Genomic DNA, 19714 nt, shown 5'->3' with positions numbered 1-19714 from the left:
TGCTTCGTCACCGCCCGGCAAGCTCCCCCGCGAGCTCCGTGAACGGGGCCAACGCGGCCGGGTTGGCCAGCGCGTCCCTGCTCACAGCCCTCTCCGGCGCGACTCCGGAGAGTATCTTCTTCACCGGTACCTCACACTTCTTACCGTTCAAGGTACGGGGGATTTCGCCGACCACCACAAACCGGTCGGGAACGTGTCGTGGTGACAGAGCGCTACGAAGCTCCTTCCGCAGCTTCGGCTCGACATCGGCAAGATCCACACCCGGCGCCAGCACGAGGAAACACAGCAGCTGCCCATCGTCGTTGCCGGCCGCGGAGGTGTCCACGACCAGGGAATCGGCGACTTCGTCGAAGCCCTCCACCACGCGGTAGAACTCGGCCGTGCCCATGCGCACGCCGCCTCGGTTGAGCGTGGAATCGCTGCGGCCGTAGATCACGGCGGAGCCGCGCGGGGTCACGCGGATCCAGTCGCCGTGGCGCCAGACGCCGGGGTACATGTCGAAATACGCCTCGTGCAGCCGCTTACCGTCGGGGTCGTTCCAGAAGAACACCGGCATCGACGGCATGGGCTCCGTGATCACCAGCTCACCGACCTGGTCGACCAGCGGGTTGCCGGCCTCGTCGTACGACGCGACGGCCGCGCCCAGCGCCCGGCACGACAGCTCGCCCAGCCACACCGGCACGTCGGGCGACGCCGCGACGAACGCCGCGCACAGGTCCGTCCCGCCCGAAACCGAGCAGATCTGCACCGACTTCCCGATCTTGTCGACGATCCACCGGAAGCCCTCGACCGACAGCGGCGCACCCGTGGAACCCAAGGCGCGCAACGCACTCAGGTCGTAGCGCGCCGACGGTTCGAGGCCGGCCTTGAGGCAGCTCTGGATGAACGGCGCCGACGTGCCGAAGTACGTGATGCGGTGCTGCTCGGCCAGGTGCCACAGCACGTTGAGGTCCGGGTGGCCGGGGCTGCCGTCGTAGAGGACGATCGTCGACCCCACGAGCAGGCCCGAGATGAGGAAGTTCCACATCATCCAGCCGGTGGTGGTGAACCAGAAGAACCGTTCGCCCGGCCCGAGATCCGCTTGCAGTGAAAGGGCTTTGAGGTGCTCGACGACGATCCCGCCGTGGCCCTGCACGATCCCCTTCGGCAGGCCCGTGGTGCCCGACGAGTACAGCACCCACAGCGGGTGCCCGAACTCCACCGGCTCGTAGGCCAGCTGCGTGCCGGCGTGCTCGGCGAGCAGCGCGTTCCAGTCCAGGGCGCCGTCAACGGTCCCGCCGCCGACGTATTTCACGAGAACGGTCGCGCTCAGCGACGGGATGTCGGCGCGCAACCGCTCGACCGTGGGGGTGACGTCGAACTCGCGGCCGTTGTAGGCGTAGCCGTTCACGGCGATGAGCACCTTCGGCTCGATCTGCGTGAAGCGGTCGGAAATCGCGCGCACGCCGAAGTCGGGTGAGCACGACGACCAGATCGCGCCCAGCGAGGCCGCCGCCAGGAACGCGACGAGCGTCTGCGGGCAGTTCGGCGCCAGCGCCACCACACGGTCGCCCTTCGCGACGCCCAGCGCCTTCAACGCTCCGCGCGCCGCGGCGACCTGCGCGCGAAGGTCGCCGTACGTGAGCTGCTCGGCGAAGCCGTCTTCGCGGTGGAAGATCACGGCGAGCTCGTCGTCGCCCTTCGCCGCGCCCGCGATGCCCGGGCTGAGCGCGTGCTCCGCGTAGTTCAGCGTGCCGCCGTCGAACCACTTGGCGTTCGGCATCGTGCCCGAGAGGACCTCTCGCGGCTCGTCGTGCCAGCGCACGCCGGAGAACTCGGCGACGGCCGCCCAGAAGTCGGGCACGTGTTCCACGGAGTAGCGCCAGAGCGAGTCGTAGTCGCCGACCTCCACCCCGCGTTCTTCCCGCAGCCAGCGGCGGAACGCTTCGATGCGGGTGTCGGACACGCGGCTCGGGTCGGGTCGCCAGAGCACTTCGGGAACATCGGCAGTCTGGGTCACCCGCCGATGTTAACTGCGGCTAACGGTGTTGTCTCGGCTTGTCACCGGCTCAGCGCAGGTGTGCGTCGAACCAGTCCAGCGTGCGCTGCCAGGCTTCCTCGGCCGCGCCCGGGTCGGCGTCGAAGCGGTGGTTGGCGCCCGGGTAGCGCACGACGTTCGTGGCCACCTTCGCCGACGCCGCCGCTTCGCGCAGCTGCTCCACTTCGGCGCCCCGGCTTCGTCACCGGCGTCGCCGTACATGCCGAGCCACGGGCTCGTCACGTGACCCGCGATGTCGAGCAGCCGCGGCAGCTCCGTCACGCGCTGGCCGCCGACGCTCACCGCCGCCCCGAGCCGGCGGTGCGACGCGACCACGAGCGCCGCCGTGCCACCCAGGTCGAACCCGACGACGCCGCGCAGATCGGCCTCCACCCCGTGCTCGACCAGCCATTCGAGTGTGATGTCTGTCGCGTCGAGCAGGTCCTGCTGAGTGAGCTTTTCGCCGCCGTCGATGTGGGGCGTGACGGTGAGCCAGCCTTCGTTCGCCAGGCTCGCGACGAGCAGTACCACGCCGTCGGTGACCCCGTCGCCTTCGTGCAGGACAACGAGGCCGCCGCGGATGGCACCGTCGGGCTCGGCGAAGGTGAGGCGCAGTGTGCGACCGTCGGTACGCTGGTAATCCACGGTGCTCGTCGACGTCATCACCTCATGCAATCACCTCCGGGTGAACATTGGGAACCTTTGTGGATCCGCCGTCGCGAGATACGGTGGCCAGGCCGTCCCGTTTGACCCGAGGAGTTCCGACGATGCCGTCCCTCGCACCCCGCCCCGACCTCGATTCGTTGCCGAAGTACGTCCCCGGCCGGACGATCCAAGGCGCGATCAAGCTCGCGAGCAACGAGGTGCCGGGCGGCCCGCTGCCCAGCGTGCGCGCCGCCATCACCGACGCGATGGCCGACGTCAACCGCTACCCCGACAGCGGCTCCCACGCCTTGCGCGAACGCCTCGCCCGTGACCTGGACGTGCCCATCGAGAACCTCGCCGTCGGCTGCGGCTCGGTTTCCCTGTGCCAGCAGCTCATCCAGGCCGTCTGCGGCCCCGGCGACGAGGCCATGTTCGCGTGGCGTTCCTTCGAGGCGTACCCGATCGTCACGCAGGTCGCGCACGCCCAGCCGGTCAAGGTGCCGCTCACGTCTTCGCACGGCCTGGACCTGGACGCCATGCTCGCGGCCATCACGGACCGGACGAAACTCATCTTCGTCTGCAACCCCAACAACCCCACCGGCACCGTGCTGACGCACGACGAGCTGGAACGCTTCATCGACGCCGTGCCCTCGCACGTGCTGGTGGTGCTGGACGAGGCCTACAAAGAATTCGTCACGGATTCGGATGTGCCCGACGGCGTCGAATTCGCACGCACGCGGGAAAACGTCGCGGTGCTGCGCACTTTCTCCAAGGCGTACGGGTTGGCCGGGCTTCGCGTGGGTTACGCCGTGGCGTGCGCTCCGATCGCGGAGGCGCTTCGCCAGGTGTACGTGGCCTTCTCGGTGAACGCCATCGCCCAGGTCGCCGCCATGGCCTCGCTGGACGCCGCCGGCGAACTCATGGAACGCTGCGCCGAAATCAGTTCCGAGCGCGACCGCGTTCGCGACGCGTTGCTGGACATGGGCTACGAGATTCCGGTTACCCAGGCCAATTTCGTGTGGTTCCCCCTGGGCGACCGCACCGTGGCCTTCGCCGAGCACATGCTGGACCGCAAGCTCATCGTCCGCCCCTTCCCCGGCGACGGCGCGCGGGTCACCATCGGGACTCCGGAAGAGAACGACCTGTTCCTGGCGGCCGCGCGCGAGTTCCTGGCTTGATCTTTGGTGTGACGGGGTGGCATGGATCAGCGGGACGGCATCCGTTCCGCTGATCTTGCCGCGTCGCACTCACTGCGTGAGCGGTCTCGGGCTTAGTTTTGCCCGATGGCGGGGACAACCGAACGAGACACCACCGCGCGTGAGCGCGAAATCGGCGACGAGCTGAAACGACTTCGCGTGCGCGCGGACCTGACTGCGGCCGACCTTTCGAAGCGCGTGGGCTTCTCGGCGAGCAAGATCTCCCGCATGGAGAGCGGCGCCCGCGGGGTGACCGAGATCGACGCGACTCTCTTCGCGGCGAACTGCGGCGCTTCTCGCAAGGAGGTGCTGCACCTGGTCGGGCTCGTGCGCGAAGCAGATGACGGCTACCGACTGCGCCCGCATGAGGAGCGACTCTCTGACGAACTTCCTTCGCTCATCGTCAACGAAGCGGCAGCAACCGAGATCATCGAGTTCGAACCGCTGGTCGTGCCAGGGCTGCTGCAGATCGAGGGCTATGCTCGCGCGTTGTTCCGCTGGCCCAACCGGCTCACCGCAGAGCAGGTCGAGGGTGGAGTTGCCGCGCGGATGACGAGGCAGAGGTTGCTACGGCGACGGGACTCGCCCTACACGACTTTCTATGTCCACGAAGGAGTCCTTCGCTCGCAAGTCGCCGAGCCCGCGATTATGCATGAACAAATCCTCCACTTGCTGCTTTCTTCTTCGCTCCCGCGGTGCGCCGTGCGGATCATTCCCTCGCGGCACTGCCCGCAGGGCGTGCTGGGCACCGGGTTCAGAGTCATGCGCTATCGGGAGCATCGGCCGACCATCTACGTCGAGAACCACATCTCCAGCCTGTTCCTGGAGAAGACCGAAGACGTGGAGGTCTACCGCAAACTGCTGGCACAGGTGGCAGGATTCGCGTTGGATGGAGGAGAATCCCGTGAGTGGCTTGCCGCGTTGGCAAGCGAAGTGGAGCAAGCGAAGGGTGTTTCGGATGACCTCGCGCAGCCAGGCATGGCGCAAGAGCAGCTATAGCAACAGCAGCGGGACCACCGTTGACTGTGTCGAGGTCGCGCTGGGCACCGTCGTCGGCATCCGCGACACGAAGGCTCGCGAAGCAGGCGAACTGCACGTACCCGCCGAAGCGTGGCAGGCGTTCGTCTCACTTCAGAACTAGTTCCACCACCGCCGCAACCCCGATCACCACGATCACAGCCCTCAACACCGTCGGCGACAACTTCCGCCCGATCTTCGCCCCGATCTGCCCGCCGATCGTCGACCCGACGGCCAGCAACCCGATCACCGGCCAGCTCACCGGGGCGACGACGGCGTAGATCAGGCCGGCGATGACGTTCACGACGGCGGCGAGGACGTTCTTGACTCCGTTGAGCCGTTGCAGCGGCTCCGACAGCAGCATCCCCAGCACCGCCATCATCATCACGCCCTGCGCAGCCGTGAAGTACCCGCCGTAAATCCCGATGACGAACAACAACCCGAGAAGCAGCGGCCCGGGTTTGTGCTCGGTGCCGTTGGCGTCACGCCGCTTCTGCACCCACTTCGACACCTTCGGCTGCACGATCACCAGCACCACCGCCAGCCCCACGAGCACCGGCACGATCGTCTCGAACGCGTCCTTGGGCAACGTGAGAAGCAGGATCGTCCCCCCGATCGCCCCGAAAAACGACGCGATCGAGAACCGCCACACCTGCGGCCAGTACCCCTCCAGCTCGGCCCGGTACCCGTACGCCCCACTGATCGTCCCGGGCGCCAGCCCCACCGCGTTCGACGTCGTCGCCGTGATCGGCGGATACCCCAACGCCACGAGCACCGGAAACGTCACCAACGTCCCCGACCCGACCACCGCGTTGATCGTCCCCGCCCACACCCCGGCGACAAAGATGATCACCGCATGCCACCACGTCATAACTCACCCACCCCGGCACCCTAAGCACCCCACCCCACCCCCGCGACGCGATGTGTCAGGAGGAACAGTCCCGCCTTGCCCCCTAGCAGGTGACGCTCTGTCCCCTTTGCCCCGGTAACCTGGAGTAACCGACCGACCCCGGCCGGCTCATCCGAGGGGGATGGCATTGCGTATCTCTTGGCGACTTGTCGCTTTGTCCGGGATTGCAGCCGCTGTTGCCAGCTGCTCGAGCCATCCTGTGGCTACTCCGGCCAGCACCCCTCCGCCCTCCGCGACACTGCCCCACAGCGGCGCCCCGAAGGTCTCGCACCCACTCCCAGCGTCGGTCCTCTCAGGCGACCCCTGCCAGGACGCACTCACCTCGGACCAGTTGAAATTGATCTTCGGGATGGTGCCATCGGGCAAGCGTGACGACATCGGGTCTCTCGGCCCAGAGTGCAACTGGAACAACGTCGACACCGGCGCGATGACGGCCGTCGGCTACACGACACAACAGGCTGGTGGACTCAGCGCCGTCTACGCCGGGACCAAACCTCAAGCCACGATCTGGCGCGAACTTCCTCCGATCCAAGGACTCCCGGCCGTCGCCCACTCCACCTTCCCCAACAGGCGGAACGACTTCTGCCAGGTCAGCGTCGGTATCAGCGACGAACACTCGTTCGACGCTTCTCTCGCGTTGAGCTTTGCGAAGGTCGGCAAAGTCGACGCCTGCGACGTGGCTGCCCGAGTCGCCGACATGGTCGTCACCAACCTCCGCCACAAAGCCGGCGCGTGACGGACAACCTCCACCCGATCGGCGACAGCGTGCTAGCGCCTTTCGACCGACTTCGGCAAAATGCCCATCCGAGGGTGATCAGTCCATTACCGTTACCGCCGGGGAGGGCCCGCGGTCGGGCCGACGCGTTTTCACGAGGGGGGAAGGCAGTGGCTGAGACTGCCTCGGAGCCAAGCTGGCTCACCGGGCTCGACTTCGTCATCACCGACGCGCCCGCCGGCGGCGGCGCGGCACCCGGTGGCGGCGCCGTGCCCAACGGCGGCCCACCCCCGGGCGGCCGGTTCAGCCTCAGCCGTGAGGAAGCGCAGAGCATGCTCACGGTCGCCCAACGCGTGCGCGACAGTCTCCAAATGATGAACCGGACGGCACAAGGGTTGCTCCAGGTCCGTCCTCCGACAGACGACCCAGGCAGTGCCGGCTACAACCAGCTGCTCGTCGGCAACGGCGGTGGCGGCGCGTTCAACAAGGGCGCCGAGCAGGTCAACCGCGAACTCACCTACTCGATTCAGCTGGTCAAGAAGCTCCAGGACGCGCTGGGGATCACCGTGGCCGCAGACGCGGCGTCGGCGAATGCGGTCAAGAACGCAGCAACTGGAAACCAGAGCGAGGGACTCGCGTGACGACCAAGCGACTGCTTTTGACTTTCACGAGCGCTGCGGCGACCTTCGCGGTCGTCGCAGGATGCTCGGGTGGAGCCGTCGCTCCTCCGGCGACCAACTCACCGTCGTCGGCCGAGGCATTGCCGCACAGCGGTGCCCCCAAGGTCGAGCAACCGTTGCCCGCGGCGGTGTTGTCCGGCGACCCGTGTCAGGAAGCGTTGACCTCGGACCAGCTCAAGGAAATCTTCGGCACAGTGGTCCAAGGCAAGCGCGACGACACTTCCGGCCTCGGCCCTGATTGCCACTGGAACAACACCGACACTGGCGCCGCTGTCGACGTCAACTACGTCACTCAGACGCACCAGGGACTCAGCGGCGTCTACCAGAACACAAAACCGCAGGTCAAAACGTGGCAAGAACGTTCTCCCATCCAAGGTTTCCCTGCCGCGGCACATTCGTCCGAGAGCCCTGACTCAGTGCACGTCTTCTGCCAGGTCAGCACCGGAATCCGCGACGATCTGTCATTCGACACATCGCTGACTCTGAGCACCGCCAAAGTCGGCAAGGCCAATCCTTGTGATGTTGCCGCGCAAGTGGCCGGCATGGTCGTCACCAACCTGCGCCAGAAAGCAGGTGCGTAGTGGGCTTCTTCGACATGATCGGCGACAGCGCGAAGTGGGTGGGTGACCGCTTCAGCGACGCTGGGCATTGGGCGAGCGACGTCTGGCACGGGAACGTCGGCACACAGTCCGTCCCCGCCCCTGAGCTGGTACAGAAGATCCTCGCCAGCGGCGGCGCCTCGAGCTGGCACGATGGGGGCGGAAAGGCCACCCAGCTGGCGACCGATCACCACAATCTCAGCTCGGACATTCAACGGCTCAGCACCGGCCTCGAATCCGTGTGGACCGGAAACGGGGCCGACGCCGCGCAGGCCCGGATCAAGATGTTCTCCGACGCCACCACGTCGGCGGCGCAGACGTACACCACGAACAGCCAGAACCTGACCGGACTGGCGCACGGGTTCGACGAGATGAAGAAGGCCCTGCAGCCGATGCCGGGAACCCCGCCGCACAAGGATTTCATCGATGTGGCGACGCCGTGGGACACCGACACCGAAGACAAGATCAACCAGTACAACCAGCTCGCCCAGCAGAACCTCCAGCGCTACAACGGGTATGCGCAGCAGGCACAGACCAGCGGGCAAGGCCTCAAGGCGGACTACGGCCAGCTGAACCCCTTCGACGACAACGTCGCGGTCACCCAGCCGACGAAGGTCGTCCGCAAGAAGATCACGCAGACGGGCAAGACGAAAACCGGCGGCGACGACAAGACGTCCACCTCACAGTCCGAGGTCGACACCCGCCACGTGACGCCGCCGAATGTGCCGCCGCCCACCACGCCGCCGCCGGTGACGCCCCCGCCGAACATTCCGCCGCGGATCGCGCCGCCGCCGACGGGGCGGCCGATCACGCCGCCGGAGCAGAAGCCGCCGCGGGACATCGACCCGCCGGGCAGGACGAAGGATGACGACGACACGCACACGTCCAGCGATCTGGACGATCAGCGGGTCACGCCACCGGGGCAGCGGTTCCCGGTCGGCAGTGGGAATCCGTCGTGGTCGGCGACCGGTGGCGGGGACGGTTTCGGGCCTGGAGGCTTCGGCGTAGGCGCCGGTGCCGGCATCGGTGGAGCAGGCGGGTCCGGGGCCTTCGGCGGACGTGGCAGCGCAGGCGCCGGAACCGGGTCGCGGCTCGGTGCCGGATCCGGGGCGTTCGGGGAAGAAGGCGCGCTGGCCGGCCGCGGAGCAGCAGCCGGTGCGGCCGGCGCCAAGGGCTCGCCCGGAATGGGCGGCATGGGCGCGGCCGGCAGCAAGGGCAAAGGCGAGGAAGACGCCGAGCACCAGCGCAAGTACGGCATCGACGACGACTCGGCCTTCTCACTCCTCGACGACGAAGACGGCCGGCTCCTCGACCCCCACACCGGCCTCCCGCCGACGCCCCCGACCATCGGAGCCTGAGCAGACCGATGACGATCATCGACAGACCGGTGCGGTTGCCCCGGCCGGTGTTCCTGGTTGCCTGGACCGTCGCCGAGCTCGGCGAGCCGCCGATCGTGGTCGGGCCGGACCAGACGTACCGCACCGACGAAGCCGCGGCGACGTTGCGGCGACGCGCGCTGGATGCGTTGTACGACCTGGGGCTGGCGACGTCCGCTGGCGAGCTCACCGCGCAGTGGCGCGCGACGCTCGACGTCCTCGCCAACCCCGCGCGCGAGATGTACTCGTGGAGCAACTTCCGCGACGGCGAAGACGACGGCGCGATCCTCGTGGCCGAGTCGGGCCGCGACGCCGTCCGCCTGATCACCGACCACCGCGTGGTGCAGCTCGACCCGATCCCTGCGCGCGAGGTCGCGGAGCACCTGGTCGACGCGCTGCCCACCCGCCCGCCGGCGCGGCTGGCGCCCATGAGTGTCCCGAAGGCCCACTTCGAGGACGCCGGCCGCGACTACGAGTCCGACAATCCCCTGACCGAAATGTCCCACGAAGCCGACGAGCTCCGCCGCCTCATGCGCGCCGGCCGCGACGCCGCGCACCAGCTCTACGTCGCCACCCGCGACGGCACCGGCCGCCGCACCCGCAGCACCCCCATGTCCGTCCTCGACCTCACCGACCGCGGCCGCGTGCTGACGTTCATCGGCAACACCAACGGCGAGGCCCGCATCAACGTCCACCCTGGACACCGCGCCCACCTGATCGAAGCGCTGCACCTGGCGTCGAACGCGCTCGTCTAACGCGGGCGGTAGCGCGCGACACAATGCAGCGAACGCTGTCACCTGCAACGAGGAGGCTCCGAGCGTGGCGCTGGAGGCGCTTTCCTGCCGTTCGAGGAAGCTCCCCGCGGCGGCGCGAGGCCACAGTGGACTCAGGTCGAGCAGCCATCCCGACGACGGGCAATTGCGCCGCGTTGCCAAGTCCTGCGCTTGGCGTCGAACGCGCTCGTCTAACGCTCCGCCAGGCCCTCCGCGGTCGCTTTCAGCAGCCGCGTGAGGCGGGGCTCGAAGTCGAGCGCCGTGTGGGACCAGCGGGGTTCCTGGCGGTAGAGCTCGGCCAGGCTGGCGGTGGGGTGGGAGAGCTGCCAGAAGTACGACGTGGTGCCGAGCAGGGCGGCGATGACGTCGTGGACTTGTTGCGCGGTAAGGGTTCCGGCGCTGACGAGGGTCTCGACGATCACGTCGCACGACTTGAACGACCGCGTTTTGTATTGCCGCGCGCGCTCGACGGAGACGTCACCTTCGAGGCTGAGCGACACGTGCGTGAGCAGGTCGCAAAAGAGCGGGAGCGTGACGATCGTCGTGCTGAGCGCCTCGGCGAGCTCGCCCGGCGAGAGGCCGCGGGCGCCGGCGAGACGCGTGGTGAGGACGTCGCGCCACTCCTCCCAGCCGCGTTCGGCGAGCTCGAGGAACAGCTCCTCGCGGCTGGCGAAGTACCGCCGCACGGCCGACGCGTGCAGCCCCGCCGCCTCCGTGACGGCCGCGAGCGTCACGTGCCGCACGCCGCCCAGCTCGACGGCCAGCCTGCGCGCCGCGGCGAGGAGGTCCTCGGCGCGCTGCAGCTTGGCTTCCTCGGAACGCGCTCGGCGATGCACACCACACTTTAACGCAAGTCGGATGCGTTACCTCGCCTCGGGGTGCTACGGTCTCCTTAACGCAATCAACTTGCGTTACATCGGATCTCGGAGGGTTGTTGTGGTTTTCTTCGTCACCGGCGCTTCGCGCGGCCTGGGCCGCCAGATCGTGGAGCGCGCGCTGGCCGCCGGCCGCCAGGTCGTGGCGACCGCCCGTGACCCGCGTTCGCTCGATGACCTGCGGGAACGCTTCGGGTCGCAGGTCCACGTCGAGGCCTTGGACGTGACCGATCCGGCCGCCGCGGAAGCCGCCGTCGCAGGTGGCGTGCGCGCTTTCGGCCGCCTCGACGTCGTCGTGAACAACGCCGGCCAGGGCGACCGCGCAGCCCTCGAAGACACGTCGCTGGACGTCTTCCGCCGCCAGGTGGAGACGAACTTCCTGGGCACGGTCTACGTCACGAAGGCGGCGATCGCGGTGCTTCGCCGGCAGGGCGGCGGGCGGATCATCCAGATTTCCTCACTGGGCGGCCGCATCGGCAGCCCGGGGATGACGGCGTACCAGTCGGCGAAGTGGGCCGTCGGCGGCTTCAGCGAAGCTCTTGCGGCCGAGGTCGCGCCCCTGGGCATCAAGGTCACCGTGCTCGAACCCGGCGGCATGCGCACCGACTGGGCCGGCTCGTCGATGACGACACCGCCGATCAGCGCCCCCTACGAGCCGACCGTCGGCGCTTCAGCCCGGGCCATGGCGGGCTTTGAAAAGACCGCGACCAGCGATCCAGCACTCGTCGCCGACCTGGTACTTCGCGTCGCCGAACTCCCGGACCCACCGCTGCGTCTCCTGGCGGGCAGCGACGCCTACGAATACGGCCGCGAAATCTGGCGCAACCGCCTTGCCGCGGACGAGAAATGGGCAGAACTCAGCCGCTCAACGGATCACCCGGACGCCGACAAGAATTGGCACCAGCAACGCGGAAACAGCCTTCCAACAGTCAGCAACTGACCCCCTCCACCCGCAACTGACCCACCCAACACCCAGCGCACCCAGACCCGTCCCTGCACCTCGATCCCCGCCTTCCACGCGGTCTGGATTGTTTGTCAAGGCACGCTTTCCCGCCTTGACAAACAATCCAGACCGTAGTGACAATCAAAGATCGAGGTGCCCACTACTCGCCCCCGGGCGCAATGATCCGCGCAGCGGGTCGAGCCCTCAATTCACTGCGGATCGAACACACAGAACTCATTCCCCTCCGGATCCGCCATCACCCACCAATCAATATCCCCACCCTTATTCCTCACCAGTACCGCCCCCAACGACACCAACTCCCCCACATCCCCGAACACGTCGAGGTGCATCCGGTTCTTCACCGTCTTCGCCTCAGGCACCGGATTCACCCAGATCAACGGCCCCACCCCGGCGACATCCACGATCGGCACCGGGTCGTCGGCTGACCGATCTCCCGCACGTCGCGTGTAGCCCAACGCGACGCACCACCAGTCAGCCAGCTTCTGGTGGTCCCGGGCGTCGAGGGCCAAGTCCTTGAACTTCGCAGTCACGCCCTCAGCGTGGCACGCACCACCGACATTTTCCGCCACCCGCCGCGACCTGCCAGGATGGGCGGGTGGCCCACGAATCCGAACAGGTCTGGAGCGCCACCGTCGACCGCCTGCGCGCGATGATCGACGGTGGCGAGCTCCCGCCGGGCTCGAGGCTGCCCGCGGAACGCGCCCTGTGCGAACAGCTCGGCATCAGCCGCGGCTCGCTGCGGCAGGCGCTGCGGGTGCTGGACTCGATCGGCTACGTCCAGATCCGCGCGGGCTCCGGCACCTACGTCCGCGAGCAGACCGAAGCACCCCTGAGCAGCTGGTTCTCCGAGCACGAACAGCTGGTGGAGAAGCTGTTCGACCTGCGCGCCACGGTCGAGCCCACCCTCGCCGAGCGCCTCGCCGGCAACCACTCTCCGCGGACGATCCAGAAGCTCGAGGACAACGTCGCCGAAATGGAAGCCGCGGCCGCCGAGGGCGACATGCTCCGCGTCATCGCGACGGACGCCGAGTTCCACCGCGTCATGGCGAGCAACGCCGGCAACGACGACGTCGCCGACCTCCTGCGCTCCGTCCTGGCCCTGGTGGGCGAAGAACGCCGCGCGGCGCTGCGGCTGCCGGGGCAGATCCGCAAGGCGGTGGATGAGCACCGGGCGATCCTGTCGGCTTTGAAGTCCTCCAACGGTCCTGCCGCGCGGGAGATCACGCTGAAGCACCTGCTGGACGCGAAGTCCTACGCCCACGATTATGCGGCGGGCAACGACTCGGCGATGTAACCGAGAGTCTGCCGGGTACATCGGGGAATTTCGAGCATGCGGCGCCTTGGCTGCTGCGTGCACTCCCGCGCATCGCCTGGACTCGCCCGAGGCGCGTTTGCGCTCCTTCACCGCTGCCTCAGATCTGCACGAGCGAATTCACCGCCGCCTCGGCTCTGCACGAGCGGCTCCCCGTGTCAACCACGAACCCGGACTTGTCCACAGCTCCCCCACTCGATACCGCACTTGTCCACAGATTCCGCCGCGGCCGTTTTTTGAGGCCTGGCAACGGTAAACTGGGATGGGGACGCCCCCCTTGGGAGGGCGGGGGCTGTCTGGCGCGCGCGAAGGTGAGTGCTGGAAACACATCGCTCAAGTCGCGGTGGCGTGGAGCCCGGTCGAGGGTCATGAGGGGTCGGTCAGTTCGGTGGTGTGGGCCGCCAGGTGCCTGTGGGGCAGTCGGTGCATCCGGTCCGCAACCAAGCGATCCCGGCGCGGGGCAACGCGTACATACCTTCGGTCGACAGGCTTCGTGGAGACGACGGGTCAGAGCTTCAAGCGCAGTCAGGGCCACCGAGACTCAGCGAGAACGCCACCAGACACCCGACCTCACAACACATGCGCCAAAACAAGATCCGCCACCGGAACCGTCGTCACCACCTCAAGCGTCGCCGACGCGCGTAGTAACGGCTCGACAGTTTCCAGATACCCCAACGTCTCCGCGAGTTCCGCCGGGTCCTTCCCATACGGGTTCGACGTGCGAGAACAACCGCCGAAACCGCGCCGGGTTCCGCACCCTGCCCGAGACGAACAGCGAAGACGACGAGCCCAACACCTCAGGCATGGCGTCCGAGCGCCACACCCGTTCACCGTCGAGGTGTACGGGCCGCAGTATCAAACGTCGCGAAGCCAGCTCGGCCAGCACGGCCAGCAGCGCACTCCTACCCACCCCCGACCTCCCCGTGACGAGCACCCGTACTAATGCGGTTCCAGGATCCGGTCCACGAACCGCCGCACCTTGTCCTCCAGGCGGGCCACGCGCTCGGCCAAGGACAGGGTTTCCACGGGTTGCGGGACGTCCGGCTTGAGTTCCCCGCGGACGTACGCGCTGCAGGACAGGTTGGCGCAGGCGTAGGTGCCCAGGGTGTTGCCCTCGCGGCCGGGTTTGCCGGCGCGGCGGCCGGTGAACAGCGTGATGTCGGAGGTCGCGTGGGTGGTGGAGCAAAAGGCGCACATGTTGCTGCGCAGCCGCGACGAAGCGGGCGGGGCGGCGCGCAACGACAGGCCGACGACGCCGCCGTCGCGGGGCACCACCAGGTACGCCCGGCCGGGGGCCTTCGGGTCGCGCCAGCCGAGGAAGTCGCGGGTGGCCCACGGGACGTCGGCGGGGAGGGTGACGGACTTGGCCTCGCCGCGGGAGCAGTTCACGAAGGAGGCGCGGATCGCGTCGGCGTCGAGGGGTTGCATGAGTCAGCACGGTAGCGACGCGGCCGCGAGAGCTGCCACGCCTTTTCTCGCAGACAGACCCGCCAGCCCATACGATCGGCGGCGTGCGCAAGCGAACGGCGGGGCGGTTCCGGCTGGTACTGCGCACCAGTCTGGGCTTCGCCGCGCTCGGCATCGGGTCGAGTGTCGCCGGGTCGGCGGTCGTCGCGTTGCTGCTGTTCCTGCAGGGGCTGCCCGGCGACGTCGGCGACCGTGGGTGGATCCTCGGCCTGACGGCGGGCGGGATCGTGGCCGTGAGCCTCCTCGTGGGCACGCTCTGGACCGCCTACCTGCAGCGACGCACCGTGGTGTGGTTCACGATCGGCCGCCCGCCGACGGAGGACGAGGCCAAGCGCGCGCTGCGGCTGCCCGTGGACATGGCGGTTGTCAGCGGCACGCTGTGGCTCATCGGCACCGTCACGCTGGGCACGCTGGCCGGCGTGCTGGGCTCGTTCGACGACGCGTCCGGCATGGCGCTGACGATCGGCCTCGGCGGGCTGACCACCGTCGGCCTGATGTACCTCGCCGCGGAGTGGGTCGCGCGGCCCGTGATGACGATCGCGCTCGACGTGACGCCACCCCACGGCTCGCTGCCCGTCACCGTGCTGACCAGGCTGATCGTCACGTGGGCGCTGGCCAGCGGCGTGCCGCTCGTGGGCGTGCTGCTGGTCGCGACGCCGCCCGACGTCAGCCGCGCCAACCCGACGGCCAGCCTGATCACGCTGTCCGTGATCGGCCTCGCCACGGGCGCCATCGGTACGGCGCTGCTCGCCCGCGCCGTCGCCGCGCCGCTGCACCGCCTGCGCGTGGCGCTGGACCGGATCGCCCGCGGGACCACCGACGTGTCCGTGAGCGTCGACGACTCCAGCGAGATCGGCATGCTCCAGACGTCCGTGAACGAACTCGCCGCCGGCCTGCGCGAACAGGAGCGGATGCGCGACCTGTTCGGCCGGCACGTCGGCACCGAAGTCGCGCGCCACGCCCTCGAGTACGGTGCCTCGCTGTCCGGCGACGTGCGCGAGGTCACGGCCCTGTTCGTCGACGTCGTCGACTCCACCGCGCTCGCCTCGCGCACGCCACCCGAGGAGCTCGTGGCCAAGCTGAACCGCTTCTTCGCCAGCGTGGTCTCGGCCGTCGACGCGCGCGGCGGCCTGGTCAACAAGTTCCAGGGCGACGCGGCCCTGTGCATCTTCGGCGCCCCCACGCGCCTGTCCGACGCCCCGACGATGGCGCTGGCCGCTGCCCGCGCGATCCGTGATGCCGTGGTGGCCGACGGCGAGCTCGACCTGGGCATCGGCGTCGCGTGCGGCCAGGTGTTCGCCGGTCAGCTGGGCACGTCGAGCCGGCTGGAGTACACCGTGATCGGCGACGCCGTGAACGAGGCCGCGCGGCTCACGGAGCACGCGAAGTCGGTGCCGTCACGCATCCTGGCCAGCGAGGGCGCCGTGAAAGCCGCGCTCGGCGGCGAGCGCGAGTTCTGGCAGCCGCACGGCTCGCTCCTGCTGCGCGGCCGTCAGCAAGCCACCGAGGCCTGGACGAACTAACCCAGCTCAGGCCACGTCAGCAACGTCGAACCCCAGGTCAGCCCCGCCCCGAACGCGGTCAGCAGCACCCGGTGACCAGGCACCAACGTCCCGTCCTCCACCGCGTCCGCCAGCGCCAGCGGGATCGACGCGGCGCTCGTGTTCCCCACCCGGTCGATGTTGGCCACCACCGCGTCCGCAGGCAGCCCCAGGTGTTTCGCCGTCGCCTGGAGGATGCGGATGTTCGCCTGGTGGCCCACGAACCGGTCGACGTCCCCGACCATCCAGCCCGCCTGCTCCAGCACAGCTCGCGACGATTCGGCCATCCGCGCGCACGCGTGGCGGAACACCGCCGTGCCCTGCATGACGAGGTGGTGGTCGCGCTGGTCCTCGGAGAAGCGGTGCTTCGAGCCGCCCGCCTCGACCCACAGCAGGTCGGCCAGCTCGCCCTCGCTGTGCAGGTCGAACGGACCGATCGCGCCCGGCTCGTCCGAGTCGCCGGCGCGCAGGACGACCGCGCCCGCACCGTCGCCGAAGATGGGCACGGTGGTGCGGTCCGTCGGGTCCACCAGCGACGTGAAGACGTCGGCGCCGATCACCAGCACGCGCTTGGCGATGCCGCCGGCGATGAAGCCCTGCGCGGTGGCCAAGGCGTAGACGAAGCCGCTGCACACGGCGTTCACGTCGAACGCGGCGGCCGTGCCGAGCCCGAGCCGCGCCGCCACCTGGGGCGCGCTGGCGGGGCAGAGCTGGTCGGCCGTGGACGTGGCGAGCACCACGGCGTCGACCGAGCCGTCGCCGAGCGCTTCGCGGCCCGCGGCGACGGCGAGATCCACTGTGGACTCGCCGGGCGCGGCCATGCGGCGCTCCCGGATGCCGGTGCGGGTGCGGATCCACTCGTCGGAGGTGTCGAGGGTCTGCGCGATCTCGTCGTTGGTCACGACCCGTTCGGGCAGCGCGCGGCCGAGCGCGGTCACGACGGCGGTACGACCAGGTGGGAACCCGACAGGACTCACAGTTATTACCTCCCCGGCCGATGGGTGGCGGTTCCACCGGCTCGCTCCACTTCTATGGGCTACCCCTGGGTAGACCGGTCAGTTGTGGTGCACGTCACTCATCCTCCTCTTTCACGTTCGCTCGATAGGAGGTATTGGGCGAACCTCTTCTTGATCAGTGGGTGAGCCTCGGTAAAGACGAGGCGTCGAGTCGGTGCACCCGGTTAGCCTGAAGCGTGCTCACTCCCGACCTCGACCGGCTGGACCTCGCCATCCTCGCCTGCCTGCAGGCCGACTCGCGCACGATCGCCGAGGTCATCGGCGCGAAGGTGGGCCTCTCGGCCGCCGCCGTGCAGCGCCGCATCAAGCGCCTGCGCGAGACGGGCGTGATCGAGAAGGAGGTCGCCGTGCTGTCCCCCGGCGCCCTCGGGCTGTCGATGACGTTCGTCGTCATGGTGGAGATGGAGCGGGAGAACCTGACCGTGCTGGACGCGTTCCGCCGGCAGGTGCTGGGCGACGACTGCGTGCAGCAGTGTTACTACGTCACGGGTACGGCGGATTTCGTGTTGATCGTGACCTGCCCCGACATGGCGGGGTTCGAGGCGTTCACGCGGCGGATGTTCTTCGACAACCCCAACGTCCGGCACTTCACCACGAGCGTCGCCATGGACCGGGTGAAGGTCGGGCTCACGCTGCCGCTGGCCTGAGCGCGACGGTCTACATCGGACCGTCCGTGACAATCCCGTGACCAATGCGCGAAAGTCCCCTGCCTCCTGCCCGCTCGGGCGAAATCGGGTGACGGGCGGTCAACGGTCGAACGCAAGGGGTATGTGGTCCGTGTTACGCCACAGAGGACGGATGCAGCCGATCGCGTGAATGGCGCCGAACCGGCGTCACGAGTGCCGAAGCTGATCATCTCCTTGCCGACCAGTTCGCAGGGCGCGAACCACCGGAGGAAACACCAGGAGCAGCCGTGCACACCGACGCCGTACACCAGACCCAGTTCGTGTTGCTGAACGAGAGCACCACGCCGGTGCTGTCCCGCCTGTCCTACCACTGCTCGGAGCCGTTCGCCGTCACCGTGGCGTTCCGGACCGAGCGCGGCCGGTGGATCGAGTGGACGTTCGCACGTGACCTGCTCGTGACCGGGCTCGAGGAGCCGTCCGGGCTGGGCGACGTGCGCATCCGCCCCGACCTGTCCGAGGACCCGGCGATGCTGACGCTGGAGATCGAGTCACCCGACGGGTACGCGTCGTTCGAGCTGGAGCGCGAGGACATCGAGAACTTCCTGGAGTCCTCCTACGGACTGGTTCCGCTCGGCACCGAGAGCGAGAACTTCGACATCGACGGGCTGATCGAGGAAATCAGCAACGTCTGACCCCGAAGACTGCCGATCCCGCGGCGGTACAGGGAGAAGGGCGGCTCGAGTGCTCTGGAGGCACTCGATCCGCCCTTCTTCTGTTCACCGGGAAATCAGCCGCGCACGAGCGTGGTGCCGGTCGCGGAGAGGGCGTTGGTGACGGGGTAGTAGTACGTGTTCACCGTGTCACCGCCGGAAAGCAGGCCCTGCGCCTGGTTGCCGGAGATGAACGAGCCGCCCGAGTCGCCGCTGTCGGAGCGGGCGTTGGTGAGCACCATGCCCGTGACCGTGCCCTCGGGGTAGCGCACGGTCTGGTTCTTCGCGCGGATCGTGCCGCAGGTCCAGCCCGTGGTGGAGCCCGACTTGCAGACGGACGCGCCCACGGCGGCGGCCGTGGAGCCCGACACGCGGGTGCCGTTGTTGATCTGGCCGACCGGGGTCCAGTTGCTGTTGACCCGCGCGAACGCGTAGTCGCTGCCCGGGAAGCGGTAGCTGGAGAACGAGCCCATCGACACGCGGTTGTAGCCGGTCAGCGGGCCGGCACCGGTGAGCGCGGCGCAGTGGCCGGCGGTCAGGAAGCCGCCGTTCACGGAGAAGCCGACGGAGCAACGTGCCGAGCCGCCGATGTAGTACGCGTCACCACCGAGCACGTTGTAGTGCAGCTGCGGCGTGGCAGCGGTCTCCGTGACTTCCAGCGAGGAAGTGTCCACACCGGACTGGCGGGCGAACTTCTCCGCCGCCGCGCGCTGTCCCTTGAGGACGGTGATCGTCACGCGGTTCGACGCCGGGTCCACACCCCACGCCGTGACCGACTGCGGCGCGGTCTTCTCGCCCGCGTTGAGCTTGGCCACGCTGGAGTCGAGCTGACGTTCGGAGAAGCGCACGACCTGCGCCTCCGCGCCCGCCGCGCGCACCTTCTCCACGAGCGAAGCGTCGGTCACGCCGACGCGCGCCTTGCCCGTGGCCGCGTCGTAGCTCGCGCCGCCGAAGCTGTCGCCGAGCGCGGTTTCCAGCGCCTGGCCCACCTTCGTGGCGGAGTCCTCGGCAGCGAGCCGGGCGATGGCCTGGTCGTGGGTGAGACCGAGGTCGCGCTGCATCGCCGGCACCATGTCGGGGTTCAACAAGGCGGCACCCGCGACCGGGCTCGTGACCGCGGCCATCGTGCCCGCCGTCGCGGCGGCGACGGCGGCGATACCGAGGAATCTGATGATCTTCATGCTTCTCCCTCGTGATTACGCGCGGCACCGGTGCGGCCACGCGGCGCATCCCTTCCCCCGGGGTGAGAGCGTGCAGGGTGGTCCAGTCCACTGC

At 68.5% G+C, this 19714-nt stretch carries 20 protein-coding genes and 1 pseudogene; 13 read left to right on the top strand and 8 right to left on the bottom strand.

Annotation, left to right across the window (positions count from 1 at the left end; genetic code table 11):
* Positions 1 to 7: 7 nt before the first annotated feature.
* Both AB0878_RS07100 and AB0878_RS07095 read right to left on the bottom strand, forming a co-directional pair.
* On the bottom strand, positions 8 to 1999 hold the full coding sequence (locus AB0878_RS07100; protein ID WP_366577339.1) for an acetoacetate--CoA ligase: 1992 nt from the start codon (positions 1997 to 1999) through the stop codon (positions 8 to 10).
* Between the two features lie 49 nt (positions 2000 to 2048).
* Positions 2049 to 2680: pseudogene (locus AB0878_RS07095) on the bottom strand (dienelactone hydrolase family protein).
* A gap of 104 nt (positions 2681 to 2784) precedes the next feature.
* Between AB0878_RS07095 and hisC the strand changes: the two are divergent.
* The 3 genes from hisC (at position 2785) to AB0878_RS07080 (ending at position 4999) form a co-directional block, all read left to right on the top strand.
* Positions 2785 to 3840, top strand: coding sequence for a histidinol-phosphate transaminase (gene hisC / locus AB0878_RS07090; RefSeq protein ID WP_366577338.1), 1056 nt, complete (start codon positions 2785 to 2787; stop codon positions 3838 to 3840).
* A gap of 105 nt (positions 3841 to 3945) precedes the next feature.
* On the top strand, positions 3946 to 4857 hold the full coding sequence (locus tag AB0878_RS07085) for a helix-turn-helix transcriptional regulator (protein WP_366577336.1): 912 nt from the start codon (positions 3946 to 3948) through the stop codon (positions 4855 to 4857).
* Entirely contained in the window at positions 4817 to 4999 is a 183-nt protein-coding gene (locus AB0878_RS07080) for a DUF397 domain-containing protein (protein WP_366577334.1), read from the top strand. Before AB0878_RS07085 ends, AB0878_RS07080 begins: the two co-directional genes overlap by 41 nt.
* On the opposite strand, the gene AB0878_RS07075 is transcribed toward AB0878_RS07080, so the two are convergent.
* On the bottom strand, positions 4985 to 5746 hold the full coding sequence (locus AB0878_RS07075; RefSeq protein ID WP_366577333.1) for a sulfite exporter TauE/SafE family protein: 762 nt from the start codon (positions 5744 to 5746) through the stop codon (positions 4985 to 4987). The two genes, AB0878_RS07080 and AB0878_RS07075, sit on opposite strands and share 15 nt — an antisense overlap.
* Positions 5747 to 5906: 160 nt before the next feature.
* Here AB0878_RS07075 and AB0878_RS07070 point away from each other — a divergent pair, with 160 nt between their 5' ends.
* The 5 genes from AB0878_RS07070 (at position 5907) to AB0878_RS07050 (ending at position 9910) form a co-directional block, all read left to right on the top strand.
* Positions 5907 to 6521, top strand: a complete 615-nt coding sequence (locus AB0878_RS07070; protein WP_366577331.1) for a DUF3558 domain-containing protein — start codon at positions 5907 to 5909, stop codon at positions 6519 to 6521.
* Positions 6522 to 6670: 149 nt separating this feature from the next.
* A complete protein-coding gene (locus AB0878_RS07065) occupies positions 6671 to 7141 on the top strand; it encodes a hypothetical protein (protein ID WP_366577329.1) in 471 nt (156 codons plus the stop codon).
* Positions 7138 to 7761, top strand: coding sequence for a DUF3558 domain-containing protein (locus tag AB0878_RS07060; RefSeq protein ID WP_366577327.1), 624 nt, complete (start codon positions 7138 to 7140; stop codon positions 7759 to 7761). The genes AB0878_RS07065 and AB0878_RS07060 overlap by 4 nt, the downstream gene beginning before the upstream one ends.
* Positions 7761 to 9137, top strand: coding sequence for a hypothetical protein (locus AB0878_RS07055; protein ID WP_366577325.1), 1377 nt, complete (start codon positions 7761 to 7763; stop codon positions 9135 to 9137). Before AB0878_RS07060 ends, AB0878_RS07055 begins: the two co-directional genes overlap by 1 nt.
* An 8-nt stretch (positions 9138 to 9145) precedes the next feature.
* The gene (locus AB0878_RS07050) at positions 9146 to 9910 is read left to right on the top strand and encodes an ESX secretion-associated protein EspG (protein ID WP_366577323.1); all 765 of its coding nucleotides are present in this window, start codon (positions 9146 to 9148) and stop codon (positions 9908 to 9910) included.
* Positions 9911 to 10119: 209 nt separating this feature from the next.
* On the opposite strand, the gene AB0878_RS07045 is transcribed toward AB0878_RS07050, so the two are convergent.
* The gene (locus AB0878_RS07045) at positions 10120 to 10764 is read right to left on the bottom strand and encodes a TetR family transcriptional regulator (RefSeq protein ID WP_366577321.1); all 645 of its coding nucleotides are present in this window, start codon (positions 10762 to 10764) and stop codon (positions 10120 to 10122) included.
* A 22-nt stretch (positions 10765 to 10786) separates the two neighbouring features.
* On the opposite strand from AB0878_RS07045, the gene AB0878_RS07040 reads away from it, so the two are divergent.
* A complete protein-coding gene (locus AB0878_RS07040) occupies positions 10787 to 11743 on the top strand; it encodes an SDR family NAD(P)-dependent oxidoreductase (protein ID WP_366577319.1) in 957 nt (318 codons plus the stop codon).
* A gap of 212 nt (positions 11744 to 11955) precedes the next feature.
* Here AB0878_RS07040 and AB0878_RS07035 read toward each other — a convergent pair whose 3' ends face one another.
* Positions 11956 to 12297 (bottom strand): VOC family protein, encoded by a 342-nt coding sequence (locus AB0878_RS07035; RefSeq protein ID WP_366577317.1) that lies wholly within the window; start codon positions 12295 to 12297, stop codon positions 11956 to 11958.
* 65 nt (positions 12298 to 12362) lie between these two features.
* Between AB0878_RS07035 and AB0878_RS07030 the strand changes: the two genes are divergently transcribed.
* On the top strand, positions 12363 to 13061 hold the full coding sequence (locus tag AB0878_RS07030) for an FCD domain-containing protein (RefSeq protein ID WP_366577315.1): 699 nt from the start codon (positions 12363 to 12365) through the stop codon (positions 13059 to 13061).
* 957 nt (positions 13062 to 14018) lie between these two features.
* Here AB0878_RS07030 and AB0878_RS07025 read toward each other — a convergent pair.
* Complete coding sequence (locus tag AB0878_RS07025; protein ID WP_366577313.1) at positions 14019 to 14507, bottom strand: FBP domain-containing protein; 489 nt, start codon at positions 14505 to 14507, stop codon at positions 14019 to 14021.
* 83 nt (positions 14508 to 14590) lie between these two features.
* Between AB0878_RS07025 and AB0878_RS07020 the strand changes: the two genes are divergently transcribed.
* The gene (locus AB0878_RS07020) at positions 14591 to 16069 is read left to right on the top strand and encodes an adenylate/guanylate cyclase domain-containing protein (protein WP_366577311.1); all 1479 of its coding nucleotides are present in this window, start codon (positions 14591 to 14593) and stop codon (positions 16067 to 16069) included.
* On the opposite strand, the gene AB0878_RS07015 is transcribed toward AB0878_RS07020, so the two are convergent.
* Positions 16066 to 17025: a beta-ketoacyl-ACP synthase III gene (locus AB0878_RS07015; protein WP_366577900.1), complete on the bottom strand. Its 960-nt coding sequence runs from the start codon at positions 17023 to 17025 to the stop codon at positions 16066 to 16068. The two genes, AB0878_RS07020 and AB0878_RS07015, sit on opposite strands and share 4 nt — an antisense overlap.
* 254 nt (positions 17026 to 17279) lie before the next feature.
* On the opposite strand from AB0878_RS07015, the gene AB0878_RS07010 reads away from it, so the two are divergent.
* Together AB0878_RS07010 and AB0878_RS07005 are read left to right on the top strand one after the other, a co-directional pair.
* Entirely contained in the window at positions 17280 to 17750 is a 471-nt protein-coding gene (locus AB0878_RS07010) for an Lrp/AsnC family transcriptional regulator (RefSeq protein ID WP_360598817.1), read from the top strand.
* Positions 17751 to 18016: 266 nt separating this feature from the next.
* Positions 18017 to 18421: an SsgA family sporulation/cell division regulator gene (locus tag AB0878_RS07005; protein WP_366577309.1), complete on the top strand. Its 405-nt coding sequence runs from the start codon at positions 18017 to 18019 to the stop codon at positions 18419 to 18421.
* Positions 18422 to 18516: 95 nt separating this feature from the next.
* On the opposite strand, the gene AB0878_RS07000 is transcribed toward AB0878_RS07005, so the two are convergent.
* Complete coding sequence (locus AB0878_RS07000; protein ID WP_366577307.1) at positions 18517 to 19620, bottom strand: S1 family peptidase; 1104 nt, start codon at positions 19618 to 19620, stop codon at positions 18517 to 18519.
* Positions 19621 to 19714 lie beyond the last annotated feature (94 nt).

It is taken from the genome of Amycolatopsis sp. NPDC047767 (assembly GCF_040704195.1).
GTDB lineage: Bacteria > Actinomycetota > Actinomycetes > Mycobacteriales > Pseudonocardiaceae > Amycolatopsis.
The sequence above is the reverse complement of the archived record's forward strand: the minus strand, read 5'-3'. Positions and strand labels throughout refer to the sequence as shown.

Bases quoted from the DNA above. Each gene is read 5' to 3' on its own strand.
- AB0878_RS07040 (WP_366577319.1), top strand. From the start codon at position 10,787: ATGCGTTACCTCGCCTCGGGGTGCTACGGTCTCCTTAACGCAATCAAC.
- AB0878_RS07000 (WP_366577307.1), bottom strand. From the start codon at position 19,620: ATGAAGATCATCAGATTCCTCGGTATCGCCGCCGTCGCCGCCGCGACG.
- AB0878_RS07025 (WP_366577313.1), bottom strand. From the start codon at position 14,507: ATGCAACCCCTCGACGCCGACGCGATCCGCGCCTCCTTCGTGAACTGC.
- AB0878_RS07070 (WP_366577331.1), top strand. From the start codon at position 5,907: ATGGCATTGCGTATCTCTTGGCGACTTGTCGCTTTGTCCGGGATTGCA.
- AB0878_RS07075 (WP_366577333.1), bottom strand. From the start codon at position 5,746: ATGACGTGGTGGCATGCGGTGATCATCTTTGTCGCCGGGGTGTGGGCG.
- AB0878_RS07050 (WP_366577323.1), top strand. From the start codon at position 9,146: ATGACGATCATCGACAGACCGGTGCGGTTGCCCCGGCCGGTGTTCCTG.
- AB0878_RS07080 (WP_366577334.1), top strand. From the start codon at position 4,817: ATGACCTCGCGCAGCCAGGCATGGCGCAAGAGCAGCTATAGCAACAGC.
- hisC (WP_366577338.1), top strand. From the start codon at position 2,785: ATGCCGTCCCTCGCACCCCGCCCCGACCTCGATTCGTTGCCGAAGTAC.
- AB0878_RS07085 (WP_366577336.1), top strand. From the start codon at position 3,946: ATGGCGGGGACAACCGAACGAGACACCACCGCGCGTGAGCGCGAAATC.